This window comes from Streptomyces sp. DSM 40868, from assembly GCF_011820545.1.
Taxonomy (GTDB): Bacteria; Actinomycetota; Actinomycetes; order Streptomycetales; family Streptomycetaceae; genus Streptomyces; species Streptomyces eurythermus.
In genome coordinates this window covers 5,992,851-6,008,726 of sequence record NZ_CP050504.1, presented here as the reverse complement: position 1 = coordinate 6,008,726, position 15,876 = coordinate 5,992,851, and the positions used below count along the sequence as shown (strand labels likewise).

Below are 15,876 nucleotides of genomic sequence, written 5' to 3'. Positions count from 1 at the left end.
CGTGGCCCCCGGGGCCGGCCCGCCGCGGGGCGGGCCGGCCCTCACAGGCAGGTTTCGTGTGCCTCGGAGACACAGGTGGGGCAGAACAGCACGCCCGCGGCGAGAGGTTCCTGACAGGCCGGGCAGCGGCGGCCCTCCACGGCCTCGTCGCCGAGCCAGTCACGCGCCAGCACCGCGCGCAGGGCAGCGTCGGCGTCGCGCACCTTGGGATGCAGCCGGGGTTCCCGGCCGAGCCGGAGGATGGCGGAGAGCACCGTGGGCGTGATCCCCAGGTCGCTCCACGCCGCCCGGCACGCTGCCCAGGACCGCTCGGTCCAGTGGATGTCCTCGGCGGCACGGGCCAGCTCGGTCCGCCGGGCGGGGGCGAGCAGGCCCGCCTCGACGGCCGCCGCCAGCACGGCCCGCACGTGGACCGTGGACACGGTCAGTTCGCGGTGGCCGTCGTCGGGATCGAGGGCGACGGCGACATCGGCGTCGGACGTCAGGGTGCCCAGCCGGTACAGGGTGAAGATGTCTCCGATGCCTATCGCGCCGAGCGGCCACAGGTCCGCCGCCCGCAGGGCTCCCATGCTGGAACAGCCCACCAGGGTCCAGCCGGCGTCCATCAGCTGCCGGCACTCGGTCGGCGTCACGGCCATCGTCCCGCCGAACAGGCCGTCGACGAGGACGACGGTGCCGGGCTTCTCGTCGAGCAGCGGCAGCAGGTCGCCGCGGCGGACGGGGGGCCGCAGGTCCACCGCTGCCAGCAGGGCGGGGTCCAGCGAACGTACCGACGCCGCGCCGAAGACGACGGGCCTAGGCCTGGACGGGCTGATGGGCCACACGATGGCTCCTGAGGGGTTCTACGACGGAGTCGACCATGCCGGGCACCACCACATGGGCGACGGGCAGGCCGAGTTCCGCGATGGTCAAGTCGGTGTGCACGACCCGGTCGTAGCCGCCGGCCTCCAGCGCGGCGGCCACGTGCCGCAGCGCGGCGCGCGTCGACCGCGGCGGCGGGTCGGGCAGCGTACGGAAGTCCGTGACGCCCTCCGCCCTGGCCCGTAGGGCGCGGTGCAGGAACGCCGACCGCTGGGCGGCGGGGTCCGCGCGGTAGACGTCGGCGACCCGGTCGAGGTCCTCCCGGCTGCCCTGGATCGCGGTGGCACGGGCCTGGGCGGCCTCGGTCAGGGCCCGGCGCAGGGCGACGCCCGCGTTGGGGTGGGCACCGAATCCGGAGACCGCCAGGTGGGCCTGGTGGGCGCCCGGGTCGGAGAGGAACACCGCGAAGGTGGGCAGCACGGTGGTGTGGGTCAGGTCGACCACGACGGTGTCGATCTCGGCCTTGGCGTACTTGAGCAGCAGCTCCGACTCGGCGGGACCGGTGATCGTGTCGAGGGGGACCAGCCGGCCCGGCCCGCCGTGGAGGTAGCGGGAGGTGGCGTCCCGCTCCACGACTTCGTAGAGGGCGTGCAGCACCGCCTCGCTCAGGGTGGCGCCGGACGCCAGGCCCGTGGTGCTCGGGCGCACCGGCCGCAGGCAGCCGGGCGGTGCGGTGTACGGGAAGATCACCTCGGCGGCGGGCACCAGCACGGCACTGCCGTCCCCGCTGTCCCGGCCCTGGATCCACTCCAGCGGCTGGTCGTCGGGCAGCTCGGCGAGGCCCAGGTCGTCGGCGCCCAGGTGGGACCGGCCCCTGGCCCGCAGCTCGGCGGGGGCGGCCGTCAGGACGGGCCGGGCGAGGGAGCCGCAGTGCCGTTCCAGCGCCTCGAACAGTGCCGAGGCGAGGGCCTCGTCGGGCGCGTTGCCCTTGCCCTGGCAGAGGGTGATCTGGCCGGTGCGGGCGTTCGGCCGGGTGACGCTGAAGACGGGGATGCCGACGACGTCGAGCGGGGTGAGGTCCGCGACCCGGCTGATGCCGAGCCGGTGGCGCAGCGGCCAGACGCGGGCGATGGCCTCGGCGGCCGGCACCGACCGGTGGGAGGTGCCGCACGGCAGCATGGCGGGGTCGTCGGTCAGGGTCTCCAGCCACGCCAGGGCGTGCGCGGCGGGGCCGTTGTCCAGGTCAGTCATGCGGTGTCTCCCGGGTGACCACCAGCAGGCAGCGGGCGCGGAGCGCGGTCAGGAACGCCAGCGCCGTGTCGGTGCTGGTCTGCGTGCCGCCGAGGCAGTGCGGCAGGTAGGCGCCGAGGGGCCGGCCGGGCCCGGCCTGGGACAAGGCGGTGAAGGCCCACATCGGCAGTTCGAGGCCGCCCGGTTCGGCGCCGCCGGTGATCCGCAGCCGGCTGCCCTCGGCGTCCTGCTCCCACCACAGCCGTACGCCGGGGGCGAGGACGATCCGGGAGCGCAGGGAGAGCGGCGCCTCGTGCTCGGGGGCGCGGCGGACCAGCCGGTCGCCGAGCACCATGGCGCTCAGCCGGGTGCCCAGCAGCATGTCGAGGGCCTGGCCGGGTGTCTCGATCATGGGCTCGCCGCGGCGGTTCAGCGAGGTGTTCACGAGGACGGGGAAGCCGGTGCGTTCGCCGACGAGGTGCAGCAGCTCGTGGATGCGCGGGTTGGCCGCCCGCGAGACCGTCTGCACACGGGCCGTGCCGTCGACGTGGGTGACGGCCGCGAGCGACTCCCGGTACTTCTCCCGGACCGGGACCACCCGCAGCATGTGCGGCGACGGCTCGTCGAGGTCGAAGTACTCGGCGGCGACCTCCTCGGGCACGATGGGCGCCAGCGGGCGGAAGTCCTCCCGGAACTTGATGTGGGCGTTGATGAAGTCCCAGGTGTCCCGGCTCCTGGCGTCGGCGAGGACCGACCGGTGCCCCAGCGCGCGGGGCCCGAACTCCGAGCCGCCCTGGAACCAGCCGATGACCTCGCCCGCGGCGATCCGGTCCGCGACGGCCTGCGCCGACAGCGGTTCCACGACCACCCGGTCACCGACCAGCCGGATGGCCGCGTCGTGGTCGTCCTGGGTGTAGGGATGGCCCAGGTAGTCGTTGAACTCGCCTCGTTCACGCCGGGTGGAGCCGGTGAGCCGGAAGTGCGCGGCGGCCGCGGCGCCCAGCGATACCCCGGCGTCGCTCGCCGCCGGGAACACGAAGAGGTGGTCGGCACCGCTCTCGCGGGCGATGCGGTCGTTGGCCACGGAGTTGAGCGCGATGCCTCCCGCGTAGGCGAGGTTGCCGCAGCCGGGCACCAGCGACATGGCGTACCGCATGCGGGCCACCAGTGCCTCCTCGAGGTCGGCCTGGATCCGGGCCGCGAGGTCGGCGTGGTCCAGCGGGCGGCCGGAGCCGGGGGCGCGGTAGGCGTCCTTCCAGTCGTCGCGGAAGCGGGGCAGGCCGTCGGGACCCGGCTCCAGGAAGCTCGGCCCCGCGTTGCCGGGTTTGCCCCAGGGCGCGAGGCCCATCAGCTTGCCGCTGCCCTCCTGCCAGTCGCCGAAGACGTACTGGCTGACGGCCGCGTAGGTCTCGCCGATCGAGGAGGAGCCGACGCGGACGTTGAAGGAGTCGGCGTACTCGCGGAACAGCAGCCGGTAGCCGTCGCGGTCGAAGTGGTAGACGGAGAAGACGTGGACGCGGGGCAGCCGGTCCTCGGTCTTCCGGTCCAGGTACGCCCGCAGTCCGGGGCCGTCGACCAGGAGGTCGTCGGCGCCGAGCACGGAGCCGCCGGAGCCGTCGCAGACGGCGACCACCGCCTCCTCGAACGGCGAGCCCCAGAACGCGGAGAAGGCGTGGGCGAGGTGGTGCGAGACGTAGACGGCGCGCTCGTCGAACGGGTCGAAGAGGTCGAACGTCCGCGCGGCGGACGGCACCGAGAGTCCCACGTAGCCCGGCAGCAGCGGCTGCGCGTTGAAGGCGAACACGTCCACGTCGTCGGCGCGCAGGCCGGCCGAGGTGAGGCAGTAGTCGGCCGCCGCCCGGGAGGCGAGGTGGCCGGCGCCGTCGTGTTTGCGGCGGGTGACCCGCTCCTGTTGCACGGCGACCTGGGGGGTGCCGTCGCGCAGGAGGCAGGCGGAGGCGTCGTGGCTGGCCGACAGGCCGAGGATGACGGGACGGCCCGTGCGGGTCCGCCCGGCGCGCCGGGCCGCCGGGGCGGTGCCGGCGGGCTCGTCGGCACGCTCCTCGGTCTCCTCGACGGCGTCGGCACGCCCCTCGGTCTCCTCGACCGCGCCGGCACACTCCTCGATCTCCTCGACGGTGTCGGCGCCGCCGACGGACACGAAGGCGGTGGCCGCTTCGGGGCATTCGACGGTGATCACCATCTCGCCCTCCGCTCCGGGCGGGACGTCGAGCACCAGCCATCCGGTGCCGGTGGCCCGCCGGCTGGTGCCGGCGCCCGCCACGGACACCGACACTTCGGCGGCACGCGGCAGCCACAGCGGCGCGCCGTCCCCGCTGACGGTCTCCTCCGCCCCGGCGGTGACGACCGCGATCCGCACGGCGGTGCCATCGGTGTGGGCCCGCAGCCGCGTGACCGCCCGGGACAGGGGAAGGCAGGACGGTCCGGGCCCGCCGGCGGTCAGCTGCCGCGTCAGCGGCGCGTCCGCCACCGTTCCGCCCGGTCCGGCGGAGGCCAGCAGCGCGGCGCGCAGCGCCGCCGAGGGGACAGCGCGCCCGTCACGGCCCAGCAGGCCGGCCAGCCCGGCGGCGAGACCGGCGACGACGCCGACGGCGGCCGAGGTGCCGCGCATCGGGTCGGGCCCGGCCGAGGAGCGGGTGGCGTACAGGGTGTCGGGGACCAGCAGCTGCGGCTTGCGGCCCACGCCGTCGGTGCCGCAGTACGCCGCCGGTCCGCCGTCGCCGGAGCCGACGCCGACGGCCAGCACCGAGGGGCAGGAGGCCGGGAATCTGAGCCGTCCCGGCCCGTCGTGCCCGGCGGCCGCGATGAACAGCGGCATGGCCGGGTCCCGGGCCACCTCCTCGAAGGCGCGCCGGACCCCGAGCCGTTCGGCGTCGGACTCCGGTGACGACCACGGCATGGCCACGATGTCCCAGCCGCCGTCCGCCGTGACCATGGCGCGCAGATCGGCGGCGAGGGTACGGGACTTCAGGTGCGCGGCCGTGGCGTAGCCCAGCTCCGCCCGGCCGGCCAGCTGCCGGCACAGCTCGGCGACCCGTTCGGTGTGCGGGTCGGCCGGGGCGTCACCGGGCGCGGGGGTGCCGTCGGACACGACCAGTATCCGTACGCCCGCCCCGAGTCCGGCGGTGCGGTCCGCTTCCGGGGTCAGCGCGTTCCACGGCGGCGTCGCGGGCCGGTTCGCGTCCGTCATGCGGTACCTGCCGTGGCCAGGCCGGAGGGGCGGGCGATGGTCGGCGTCCAGTCGGCCTCGGCCAGCAGGCCCTCGATGCGCTCGAAGTCGCTGTCCAGTTCCTCGGCGCCCAGGCCCACCCCGATCTCGTAGGTGACGGCGCGCAGCCGGGGCGCGTTCGCGACCGCTTCCTGGAGCAGGTCGATGACGGCGGGCGTCACGGCGTGGCTGTGGGTGTCCAGATACCGGTTGTCGAAGGTCGGGTCGATGTAGCCGCCCGCCACATGGATCTCCACCACCCTCTCCAGGGGCAGCGACCGCAGGACGTCCTCGTAGGACCGCCGTACGGCGACGGCGTACGAGAAGACGTGGGCGACGTCCAGCAGCAGGTCGCAGTCGGCGCCGTCGGTGACGCGGTGGAAGAACTCGCCGAGGCTCATGCGGCCGGCCGCGAGGGTGCAGGAGGGGATCTCCGGCACGAACGGGTAGCGGCTCACCTCGCGCATGCGGCGTATGCCGTCGACGACGTGGTCGGCGACCTCGCGCTCGAAGAGCGGAGGGGTGAAGTACGGCAGCGGGTACGGGCCGATCGACCACAGGCCGATGTCCTCGCACGTCCAGACGGCGCCCAGGACGTCGCTCACCGCTTCGAGGCGGGTGAACAGCTCCAGGTTCGGGCCGCCGGGCGCGGCGGGGGCCACTCCCGGCAGGTGGTGCACCACGGGCAGGTCCCCGGCGCACTCGTCCATGAAGGTCCGCGCGTCGGCGGCGCTGGGCAGGGAGACACAGGACAGATGGCTGAGCCGGCCGGCGTACCTGGCGCACAGGTCGGGCATCTTCTGCGGGTAGCTGTCCCGGTACTGCCAGTCGAGTCCGAAGCCGAGCCTGCCCACGGAGTTCGTCTTCTCGTTCGTCATGCGCACCTGCTTCAGAGCGGAAGGGCCGCGGCGGAAACCTTGCGGCCGGGGAAGGCGGCGACCACGATCTGATACGCGCCGGGTTCGCCGAGGGCGTCGGGTTCCAGGGATCGCGGCAGCCTTCCGCGGTCGTCCACCAGACGCCATGCCGAGGGGAACGACTCGGCCTGGAGGGCGCCCGGGACGTCCGGGGGGACCAGGCCGCCGTCGTCCCAGGGCGAGAAGGCGGCCTTCGTCAGGTCCATGCCCTCGCCGGGGATGCCGGTGGTGCAGGCGCAGACGTCCTCGGGGGGCGCGATCAGTTCGGGGGCGGAGAAGCGGCTCACGAGGCCGAACAGATGGAAGACGTCGGCGAGCAGCCGGGACCGTTCCGCCACCGCCTCGTGGGCGAACAGACAGAAGTTCTCGAAAAGGGTGCGGCCGGCGCTCTGCCAGAACGCATCGGAATCCGCGTAGGCATCGACGAGCGGAGTGATGGTCTCCTTGTCGAGGCACTCCCACAGAGGAGGGCAGGTGCGTTGCAGATGGCGGTTCAAATTACGCAGACGGGCCGCTCGCTCCACCGAGAGGGCGTGGAAATCCACGGTCGCGAGAACGGACAGCGTCGTTTCGCACACTTTCCCGGAAGGGTCCTTCAGGGCGTCGGCGACCAAGTCCGCGGAGCTTTTCGAGTACAGCAGGCGGAGCAGCAACTCTGTGCGGGCTTCTCTGTCGTCGCGCAACAGGAGTCTCTGCGTCACGCCGGGGGAAAGGGTGCGCAAGGAGTTACCGCCGTTCGGTCGAGGGTGTCCTACGGAGCAACCGGCCGGACCCCGGTCGGGACCCGGCCGGACCTGGTGTTACTCCTGCCACTCCTTGTTGGAGTTGACCGACGCCAGGGCGATGTCGTCGTTCCCGCGGAACTCGGCGCGCAGCGGGCTGACGAACTCGTTGGCGTGGGTCGTGGCGAGGTGCCGGATGACAGCCGAGCGCAGGGCCTTGTCGCTGTCGATGGCGGACAGAACCGCAGCGGTGTTGTCGGACATGAACCTCTCCCTTTCGCAGAAATGACCGACGGCATTTCCGCCGGTCGACCAGCTCTGGGACGGCTAACTGCAAGTGACCGGGTATCGGCACTCCGTCAGCCAGCATTAGGCGACCATGAAACGAAGTCGATCTTCAAGATCGATGCACCCAGAAAGCATGTGACGTACATCACCTTGCGAAATCGGCTCGGCGAACTAATGACCCCTGTGCCCGGTTTGCCATTCCTGTAGTGAATGGGGAAGCGTGTAGCGAATCGGGGCACTCAATGCCTCCGCGCTTTGTCGCACCGTGAGCGGACATTCGAAGCGGGCCGTCGCTCACGAAAGGCCCGCCTCCCGGTGCCTGCCGGTCAGGCCAGGCTGTCCCGCCACGCCCGGTGGAGGTCCGCGAACCGGCCCGTGCCCGCGACGAGTTCGTCCGGGGTGCCGTCCTCGACGATCCGGCCGCCCTCCATCACCAGGACCCGGTCCGCGATCTCCACGGTGGACAGCCGGTGGGCGATGACCACGGCGGTGCGGCCCCGCAGCACCGTCGCCATCGCCCGCTGCACCGCCCGCTCCCCCGGCACGTCCAGCGAACTGGTCGCCTCGTCCAGGATCAGCACTGCCGGATCGGCGAGCAACGCCCGGGCGAACGCGACCAGTTGGCGCTGTCCGGCGGAGATGCGGCCGCCGCGCTTGCGGACGTCGGTGTCGTAGCCGTCGGGCAGCGCGCTGATGAACTCGTGCGCGCCGATGGCCTTCGCCGCGCGCTCGATCTCCTCCCGGCCGGCGTCGGGCCGGCCGAGGGCGATGTTGTCCGCGACCGTGCCGGAGAACAGGAACGCCTCCTGGGTCACCATGACCACCCCGCGCCGCAGTTCGGCCGTGGACAGCTCGCGCAGGTCCACCCCGTCCAGCAGCACCCGCCCGTCGGAGGGGTCGTAGAACCGGGCGAGCAGCTTGGCCAGCGTGGACTTGCCCGCGCCGGTGGAGCCGACGACGGCGACCGTCTGTCCGGCGGGCAGGGTGAGGTCGAAGCGGGGCAGCACCTCGCCGCCGGCGCGGTAGCCGAACCGGGCCCCGTCGAACACCACCTCACGTCCCGGGAAGTCGCTCTTAATAGATGGGAGTTGGCGTGGCTCGTCAGGTTCCGGCACGGTCGGTTCCTGGGCCAGCAGCCCGGCGATCTTCTCCAGGGAGGCGGCGGCCGACTGGTAGGAGTTCAGGAACATGCCGAGCCGGTCGATCGGGTCGTACAGGCGGCGCAGATACAGCACCGCCGCCGCCAGCACACCCAGCTCCAGCGAGCCGGAGGCCACCCGGTGGGCGCCCCACAGCACGATCGCCGCGACCGCCGTGTTGGCCACCAGCCGGGAGCCGACCACATAGCGGGCCATCTCCAGCAGCGCGTCCCCGTTCGTGCGCTCGTGCCGGGCGTTCAGGATCGCGAACTCGGCGTCGTTCGCGTCCTCCCGGCGGAAGGCGCGCACCGGGCGGATGCCGTTCATCGTCTCCGTGAACTTCACGATCACCGCCGCCATCGCCGTGGACTTGGCGCCGTACACCCGCCCGGCGCGCCGCCGGTAGAGCCGGACGAGCAGGTACAGCGGCCCGAAGGACGCCACCGCGACCGCGCCGAGGCCGAGGTCCAGCCAGAGCAGCAGGGCCGCGACGGAGATGAAGGACAGGATGATGGTCACCAGTTCCTGGAGCCCCTCGTCGAGGAGTTCGCGCAGCGACTCGACGTCCGTGGTGGCCCGGGAGATCAGCCGGCCCGAGGTGTACCGCTCGTGGAAGTCGATGCCGAGCGCCTGCGCGTGCCGGAAGATCCGGCCCCTGAGGTCCAGCAGCACGTCCTGGCTGACCCGCGCGGAGACCTCGATGAACGCGAACTGCAAAGCCCCCGAGGCGAGGGCGCACAGCAGACAGCCGGCGGCGACCGCGACCAGCGGGCCGTCGCTGTCGTGCCGGAACGCCGGTACGGCGGTGTCGATGGCGTACGCCACCAGCAGCGGGCCGGCCTGCACCGCGGCCTGCTGGAGCAGCAGCAGGAGCGCGGTGACCGCGACCCGGGCCTTCATGGGCGCGAGCAGCGAGCGCAGCAGCGCGGTGGTGGCGCCGGGCGGGGTGGGCAGGACGTCCCGGTCGAAGGCGTCGTCCTTGCCGCCCGCCCCGCCGCTTCCGTCCGGGTCCCGGGAGCGGCCGGGGTCGTCGTCGGCGACGGCGGGGGTGGAGGCGGACGTGGTGGTCATCGGGACTCCTCCCGTTCCCCGGACATCAGATGGGCATACTCGGCGTTGTCGCGCAGCAGTTGCCGGTGGGTGCCGACGGCCGCGATCCGGCCGCCCGAGAGCAGGGCGACGCGGTCGGCGAGCAGCACCGTGGACGGGCGGTGGGCGACGATCAGCGCGGTGGTGTCGGCGAGGACCTGGCGCAGCGCGGCCTCCACGGCGGCCTCGGTGTGCACGTCCAGGGCGGACAGCGGGTCGTCCAGCACCAGGAACTCAGGCCGGCCGACCACCGCGCGGGCCAGCGCGAGACGCTGGCGCTGGCCACCGGACAGGCTGAGTCCCTGCTCGCCCACGCGGGTGTCGGTGCCCTGCGGCAGGGCGTGCGCGAAGTCGGCGCGGGCGATGGCGAGGGCCCGGTCCAGTTCGGGTTTCCCGGCCCCGTCCGGGGCGCCCATCAGCACGTTCTCGCCGACGGTCGCCGAGAACAGGGTGGGTTCCTCGAAGGCCACGGCGACCCTGGAGCGCAGCTCCTCGCGGGGGATCCCGGTGATGTCCACGCCGTTCAGCGTGATCCGGCCGGAGGTGACCTCGTACAGGCGTGGGACGAGGGCGGTGAGCGTGGTCTTCCCGCTGCCGGTGGCGCCGACCAGGGCCATGGACTCCCCGGCCCGTATGTGCAGGTCGACGCCGTCGAGGAGGGGCGGGGAGCCGGGGGCCGCGTCGGGATACCGGAACCGCACCCCCTCGAACCGGATCCCGTCCCCGGCACACACCTCGGCCCGGGGCGCCGGGAGGGATCCGGGGACGGGCACGGGACGGGCTCCGGCCACCGGCCCGGATTCGGGGACGGGCACGGGACGGGCTCCGGCCACCGGCCCGGAGCCGAGGACCGGCGCGGGTCGGGCTCCAGCCACCGGACGAGAACCGGGCGCGGGCGCGGGACGAGCTCCAGCCGCCGGGCGGGACCCGGGCGCGGGACGGCCTCCAGCCGCAGGGCCGGAACCGGGCACAGGCGTGGGACGGCCTCCGGACTCGGGATGGGCCCCGCTCGCCCCTACGACCCCCGCCCCCGGTGCCGTGCCCTCGCCGCTCTCCTCCCCCGCGTCCTCCGGTGCCTCGTCCATCACCTCGAAGTAGCGTTCCGTGGCCGTCGCCGCCTCCTGGGTCATGGCCAGCAGGAAGCCGATGGAGTCGACGGGCCAGCGCAGCGCGAGCGCCGTGCTGAGGAAGGCGACCAGTGTGCCCGCGGACAGTTCGCCGTCGGCGACGCGGACCGTGCCGAGGACCAGGGCCGCCCCGATGGCCAGCTCGGGCAGCGCCACGATGACGCCCCAGATGGTGGCGAGCAGCCGCGCCTTGCGCAGTTCCGTGCCCCGCAGCCGGCCGGCGAGTTCCCGGAAGGCGCGCGCCTGGCTGCGGTGCCGGCCGAAGCCCTTGACGACGCGGATGCCGAGCACGCTCTCCTCGACCACCGTGGTCAGGTCCCCGACCTGGTCCTGGGCGCGCCGGGCCACCTGGGCGTACCGCCGTTCGAAGACCGCGCAGGTCCACATCACGGGGACGGCCGGGCCGAGGATGACCAGGCCCAGTCTCCAGTCCTGCACCAGCATGATGATCACGCCAACCAGGATCGTCACGCCGTTGACCAGCAGGAAGGTCAGCGGAAAGGCGAGGAACATGCGCAGCAGCATCAGGTCGGTGGTGCCGCGCGAGAGCAGCTGGCCGGACGCCCAGCGGTCGTGGAAGGCCACCGGCAGGCGTTGCAGCCGGCGGTACAGGCCCGCCCGCATCTCCGCCTCGACGTGGGACAGCGGCCGGGCCACCAGCCAGCGGCGGATGCCGAACAGGACCGCCTCGGCGATGCCGAGCAGCAGCAGGCAGAGCGCGCCGAGCCAGACGCCGGCCGGGTCGTGGCCGGCGACCGGCCCGTCCACCAGCCACTTCAGTACGAGCGGGATCACCAGCCCGATGCAGGAGGCGACGACCGCGACGGCCGCCGCGGTGAACAGCCGGGCCCGCACGGGGCGGACGTACGGCCACAGGCGCAGCAGGGTGCGTACGGCGGAACGGTCGGCGGTGGTACGTGTCATGGGCATCATCGCGAGCGTACGGACCGCCACCGCCGAGGCCCATCGAGTTTTGGCCGTACCGCACCGCGACATCGGCCCTGGGGCCGGGGGCGGAGAAGGGCGTCGCCCCCGGAACACCGCACCCCAACAGTTCGCATACCGAACATGAACAACCGGTCAACGAACCATTTCCGGCCAAGTTTGTGATGCGCTCCTGACAGGCGGTGAGATCTCCTGCCACTCTTCCCAGGCCGACTCACAGCGACCCCACAGCCCTCCCGTACGCGCGTGGGCCGGCCGAGCACCCGCACCTGGTTCCGCGTAACGCCCTGTTCTGCCCGGACGCCCCAACCCACCGTCCGGTCTCCCCCGGCCGCGCGACCCGCGGTCTCGCAGAAGGAGTCAGTGTTGAGAAGCAGTTCCTCTCGCGGACGCACCTCCCACACAGCACGGCGCCGCTCGGCGCACGGCCGCACCGCAACCGTCGCCCTCGCCGGCGTCGCCGCCCTCATCGCCGCCGCCGTCCAGGCCGGCGCCGCCACCGCGGCACCGCAGGCGCCGCGGCCGGGCCAGCCGAACCCGGCGCACACGGCGGTCAAGCTGACCCCCTCGCAGCGCGCCGAACTGATCCGCGACGCCGACGCGGACCGGGCCGCCACCGCCCGCCGGCTCGGCCTGGGCGACCAGGAGAAGCTGGTCGTCAAGGACGTGGTCAAGGACGCCGACGGCACCCTGCACACCCGCTACGAGCGCACCTACGCGGGCCTGCCGGTGCTCGGCGGCGACCTGGTCGTGGCGACGGACTCCGCCGGCAAGACCATGGAGGTCGTGCGGGCCACCAACGCCACGCTGAAGGTCGCCGGCCTCACCCCCGCGGTGTCGAAGGCGGCCGCCGAGCGGCAGGCCGTGGGGCGGGCGAAGGCGCTCGGCGGGACCGAGTCGGCCGCGGACAGCGTCCGCCGGGTGATCTGGGCCGCGACCGGCAAGCCGGTGCTGGCGTACGAGACGGTGGTCGGCGGGCTCCAGGAGGACGGCACCCCGAACGAACTGCACGTCATCACCGACGCGGCCACCGGCGAGAAGCTCTACGAGTACCAGGGCGTCAAGAACGGCGTGGGCAACACCCAGTACAGCGGGCAGGTCACGCTGACCACGACCCAGTCGGGCTCCACGTACACCCTCACCGACGGGGCGCGCGGCGGCCACAAGACGTACAACCTCAACCGGGGCACCTCCGGCACCGGCACGCTGTTCTCGCAGTCCTCGGACACCTGGGGCAACGGCACCAGTTCCAACGCGGCCACCGCGGGCGCGGACGCCCACTACGGCGCCGCGCTCACCTGGGACTTCTACAAGACCGCCTTCGGCCGTACGGGCATCAAGAACAACGGCGTCGGGGCCTACTCCCGCGTCCACTACGGCAACGCGTACGTCAACGCGTTCTGGACCGACAGCTGCTTCTGCATGACCTACGGCGACGGCTCCGGCAACGCCAAGCCGCTGACCTCGATCGACGTCGCCGGCCACGAGATGAGCCACGGCGTCACCTCGGCCACCGCGAACCTCAACTACAGCGGTGAGTCCGGCGGTCTGAACGAGGCCACCAGCGACATCATGGCCGCGGGCGTGGAGTTCTACGCGAACAACGCGACCGACGTCGGGGACTACCTGGTCGGCGAGAAGATCGACATCAACGGCAACGGCACCCCGCTGCGCTACATGGACAAGCCGAGCAAGGACGGCGCGTCCAAGGACAACTGGTACTCGGGCATCGGCGGCGTGGACGTGCACTACTCGTCCGGCCCGGCGAACCACTTCTTCTACCTGCTGAGCGAGGGCAGCGGCGCCAAGGTCGTCAACGGCGTCAGCTACAACTCGCCCACGGCGGACGGCCTTCCGGTCACCGGCATCGGCCGGGACAAGGCGCTGCAGATCTGGTACCGGGCGCTGACCACCAAGTGGACGTCCACCACCAACTACGCGGGCGCCCGCACCGGCACCCTCGCGGCGGCCGGCGAGCTGTACGGAACCACCAGCGCCGAGTACAAGGCGGTGCAGGACGCCTGGGCGGGCGTCGGGGTCGGGGCCCGCTCCGGTGACGGCGGCGGCGGGGGCGGCACCTCGTACGAGAGCAGCACGCCGGTGGCCATCCCGGACAACGGGCCGGCCGTCACGTCGGACATCACCGTCTCCGGCCGGACCGGGAACGCGCCGGGCAACCTCCAGGTGAGCGTGGACATCTCGCACACCTGGCGGGGTGACCTGGTGATCGACCTCGTCGGCCCGTCGGGCACCGCCTACCGGCTGAAGAACTACAGTTCCTCGGACTCGGGGGACGGCGTCAACGAGACCTACACGGTCAACGCGGCGGCGGAATCGGCCAACGGCACCTGGAAGCTGCGGGTACAGGATCAAGCCACCTACGACACGGGAACGATCAACGGCTGGAAGCTGACCTTCCCGTAAACCGTAGGGCTCAAGGCCCGAGTTGACGGCGCTGCCCGGGGGTCGGACCCCCTCGGGCGGCGCCGGTTAACACCCCCGAAACGTTCATCGGTTGGTCGATTTTCGGCCAACATCACTTCAGGGTCCTGACATGTACGCGCCCTTGATGTCACTCTCTCTCCACCCGCCGCAGCAGCACAGCAACTTCACAACGCCACACATGCCGGCCAGTAACCCCACACTGCCCGGACTCCCCCACGAGAAGGAGCTTTCGTGAGCCCCCTCTACGCGCGTCACAAGCGCACCACCCTGGCCATCGCCACCGCTGTCGCCGCCGGAGCCCTGCTCTCCACCGGTCTGACCACCAGTGCGAACGCGCAGACCCCGACCGGAGCCGCCGCCAAGCCCCTGGCCGCCGCCCCGACCGCGCTGTCCGCCGCGGCCCGCACCTCCCTGATCCAGCAGGCCCAGACCGACGCGACCGAGACCGCGCGGCACATAGGCCTCGGCGCCCAGGAGAAGCTGGTCGCCAAGGACGTCGTCAAGGACGCCGACGGCACCCTGCACACCCGCTACGAGCGCACCTACGCGGGCTTGCCGGTGCTCGGCGGCGACCTGATCGTCCACACGGCCGCGTCCGGCAAGACCCAGGGCGTCACCAAGGCCAACCCGGCGGCCCTGAAGCCGGCCACGCTCACGCCCCAGATCACCGCCGCCAAGGCCGAGCAGCAGGCGGTGTCCACCGCCAAGACGCTCGGCTCCGCCAAGACCACCGCGGACGGCGCCCGCAAGGTGATCTGGGCCGGCTCCGGCAAGCCCGTCCTCGCCTACGAGACGGTCGTCGGCGGCTTCCAGGACGACGGCACCCCGAACCAGCTGCACGTCATCACCGACGCGGCCACCGGCAAGAAGCTCTTCGAGTACCAGGGCATCGAGAACGCGACCGGCAAGACGCTGTACTCCGGCACGGTCACCCTGAACTCCGTGCAGTCGGGCTCGACGTACCAGCTCACCGACAGCGCGCGGGGCAACCACAAGACCTACAACCTGGCCCGCAAGACGTCCGGCACCGGCACGCTGGTCGCCAACTCGACCAACGTCTTCGGCACCGGCACCGCCTCCACCTCCTCCTCGGACCAGACGGCGGCCGCCGACGCCGCCTACGGCGCGGGCGTGACCTGGGACTTCTACAAGAGCACCTTCGGCCGCAACGGCATCAAGAACAACGGTGTCGGCGCCTACTCCCGCGTGCACTACGGCAACGCGTACGTCAACGCGTTCTGGGACGACAGCTGCTTCTGCATGACCTACGGCGACGGCTCCGGCAACGCCGACCCGCTGACCTCGCTGGACGTGGCCGGCCACGAGATGAGCCACGGCGTCACCTCGAACACCGCGGGCCTCAACTACTCCGGCGAGTCCGGCGGCCTGAACGAGGCCACCAGTGACATCTTCGGCACGGGCGTGGAGTTCTTCGCCAACAACGCGTCCGACCCCGGTGACTACCTCATCGGCGAGAAGATCGACATCAACGGCGACGGCACCCCGCTGCGCTACATGGACAAGCCCAGCAAGGACGGCGGCTCGGCGGACTACTGGTCCTCCACGGTCGGCAACAAGGACGTCCACTACTCGTCCGGCGTCGCGAACCACTTCTTCTACCTCCTCGCGGAGGGCAGCGGTTCGAAGACGATCAACGGCGTCACCTACAACTCGCCGACCTACAACGGCTCCGCCGTCACCGGCATCGGCCGCGCCAAGGCGCTGCAGATCTGGTACAAGGCGCTGACCACGTACATGACGTCGACGACCAACTACAAGGCCGCCCGCACGGCGACCCTGAACGCGGCGTCCGCGCTGTACGGCTCCACCAGCACCGAGTACAAGGCGGTCGCGGCGGCCTGGTCCGCCGTCAACGTCAACTAGCACCTGCCGGACCGGCACAGCAGGGCGGCACCCGGGACCAGCGCGTCCCGGGTGCCGCCC

10 protein-coding genes are annotated in these 15,876 nt (G+C 72.4%); 2 read left to right on the top strand and 8 right to left on the bottom strand.

Going from position 1 to position 15,876, the window contains the following annotated elements; all coding sequences use genetic code 11:
• Nucleotides 1-41 precede the first annotated feature (41 nt).
• From HB370_RS27440 to HB370_RS27405, 8 genes are all read right to left on the bottom strand, one after another.
• Entirely contained in the window at nucleotides 42-824 is a 783-nt protein-coding gene (locus HB370_RS27440) for a TfuA-like protein (protein WP_051816123.1), read from the bottom strand.
• Nucleotides 796-2,052: a YcaO-like family protein gene (locus HB370_RS27435; protein WP_051816122.1), complete on the bottom strand. Its 1,257-nt coding sequence runs from the start codon at nucleotides 2,050-2,052 to the stop codon at nucleotides 796-798. Before HB370_RS27435 ends, HB370_RS27440 begins: the two co-directional genes overlap by 29 nt.
• Nucleotides 2,045-5,242 carry a carbamoyltransferase C-terminal domain-containing protein gene (locus tag HB370_RS27430; RefSeq protein ID WP_030791676.1) on the bottom strand — a complete coding sequence of 1,066 codons (3,198 nt, stop codon included), beginning with the start codon at nucleotides 5,240-5,242 and terminating at the stop codon, nucleotides 2,045-2,047. The genes HB370_RS27435 and HB370_RS27430 overlap by 8 nt, the downstream gene beginning before the upstream one ends.
• Complete coding sequence (locus HB370_RS27425; RefSeq protein ID WP_030791673.1) at nucleotides 5,239-6,138, bottom strand: DUF692 family multinuclear iron-containing protein; 900 nt, start codon at nucleotides 6,136-6,138, stop codon at nucleotides 5,239-5,241. The genes HB370_RS27430 and HB370_RS27425 overlap by 4 nt, the downstream gene beginning before the upstream one ends.
• 11 nt (nucleotides 6,139-6,149) lie before the next feature.
• Nucleotides 6,150-6,878, bottom strand: a complete 729-nt coding sequence (locus tag HB370_RS27420; RefSeq protein ID WP_157855646.1) for a hypothetical protein — start codon at nucleotides 6,876-6,878, stop codon at nucleotides 6,150-6,152.
• A gap of 99 nt (nucleotides 6,879-6,977) precedes the next feature.
• Nucleotides 6,978-7,163, bottom strand: a complete 186-nt coding sequence (locus HB370_RS27415; protein ID WP_030791666.1) for a hypothetical protein — start codon at nucleotides 7,161-7,163, stop codon at nucleotides 6,978-6,980.
• A gap of 350 nt (nucleotides 7,164-7,513) precedes the next feature.
• Nucleotides 7,514-9,397 carry an ABC transporter ATP-binding protein gene (locus tag HB370_RS27410; protein ID WP_030791663.1) on the bottom strand — a complete coding sequence of 628 codons (1,884 nt, stop codon included), beginning with the start codon at nucleotides 9,395-9,397 and terminating at the stop codon, nucleotides 7,514-7,516.
• Nucleotides 9,394-11,466 carry an ABC transporter ATP-binding protein gene (locus tag HB370_RS27405; protein ID WP_244405651.1) on the bottom strand — a complete coding sequence of 691 codons (2,073 nt, stop codon included), beginning with the start codon at nucleotides 11,464-11,466 and terminating at the stop codon, nucleotides 9,394-9,396. Before HB370_RS27405 ends, HB370_RS27410 begins: the two co-directional genes overlap by 4 nt.
• 387 nt (nucleotides 11,467-11,853) lie before the next feature.
• Between HB370_RS27405 and HB370_RS27400 the strand changes: the two genes are divergently transcribed.
• A complete protein-coding gene (locus HB370_RS27400) occupies nucleotides 11,854-13,911 on the top strand; it encodes a M4 family metallopeptidase (protein ID WP_030791658.1) in 2,058 nt (685 codons plus the stop codon).
• A gap of 252 nt (nucleotides 13,912-14,163) precedes the next feature.
• On the top strand, nucleotides 14,164-15,816 hold the full coding sequence (locus tag HB370_RS27395) for a M4 family metallopeptidase (protein ID WP_030791655.1): 1,653 nt from the start codon (nucleotides 14,164-14,166) through the stop codon (nucleotides 15,814-15,816).
• Nucleotides 15,817-15,876: the final 60 nt, after the last annotated feature.

Bases quoted from the DNA above. Each gene is read 5' to 3' on its own strand.
- HB370_RS27405 (WP_244405651.1), bottom strand. From the start codon at position 11,466: ATGACACGTACCACCGCCGACCGTTCCGCCGTACGCACCCTGCTGCGC.
- HB370_RS27435 (WP_051816122.1), bottom strand. From the start codon at position 2,052: ATGACTGACCTGGACAACGGCCCCGCCGCGCACGCCCTGGCGTGGCTG.
- HB370_RS27430 (WP_030791676.1), bottom strand. From the start codon at position 5,242: ATGACGGACGCGAACCGGCCCGCGACGCCGCCGTGGAACGCGCTGACC.
- HB370_RS27425 (WP_030791673.1), bottom strand. From the start codon at position 6,138: ATGACGAACGAGAAGACGAACTCCGTGGGCAGGCTCGGCTTCGGACTC.
- HB370_RS27410 (WP_030791663.1), bottom strand. From the start codon at position 9,397: ATGACCACCACGTCCGCCTCCACCCCCGCCGTCGCCGACGACGACCCC.
- HB370_RS27415 (WP_030791666.1), bottom strand. From the start codon at position 7,163: ATGTCCGACAACACCGCTGCGGTTCTGTCCGCCATCGACAGCGACAAG.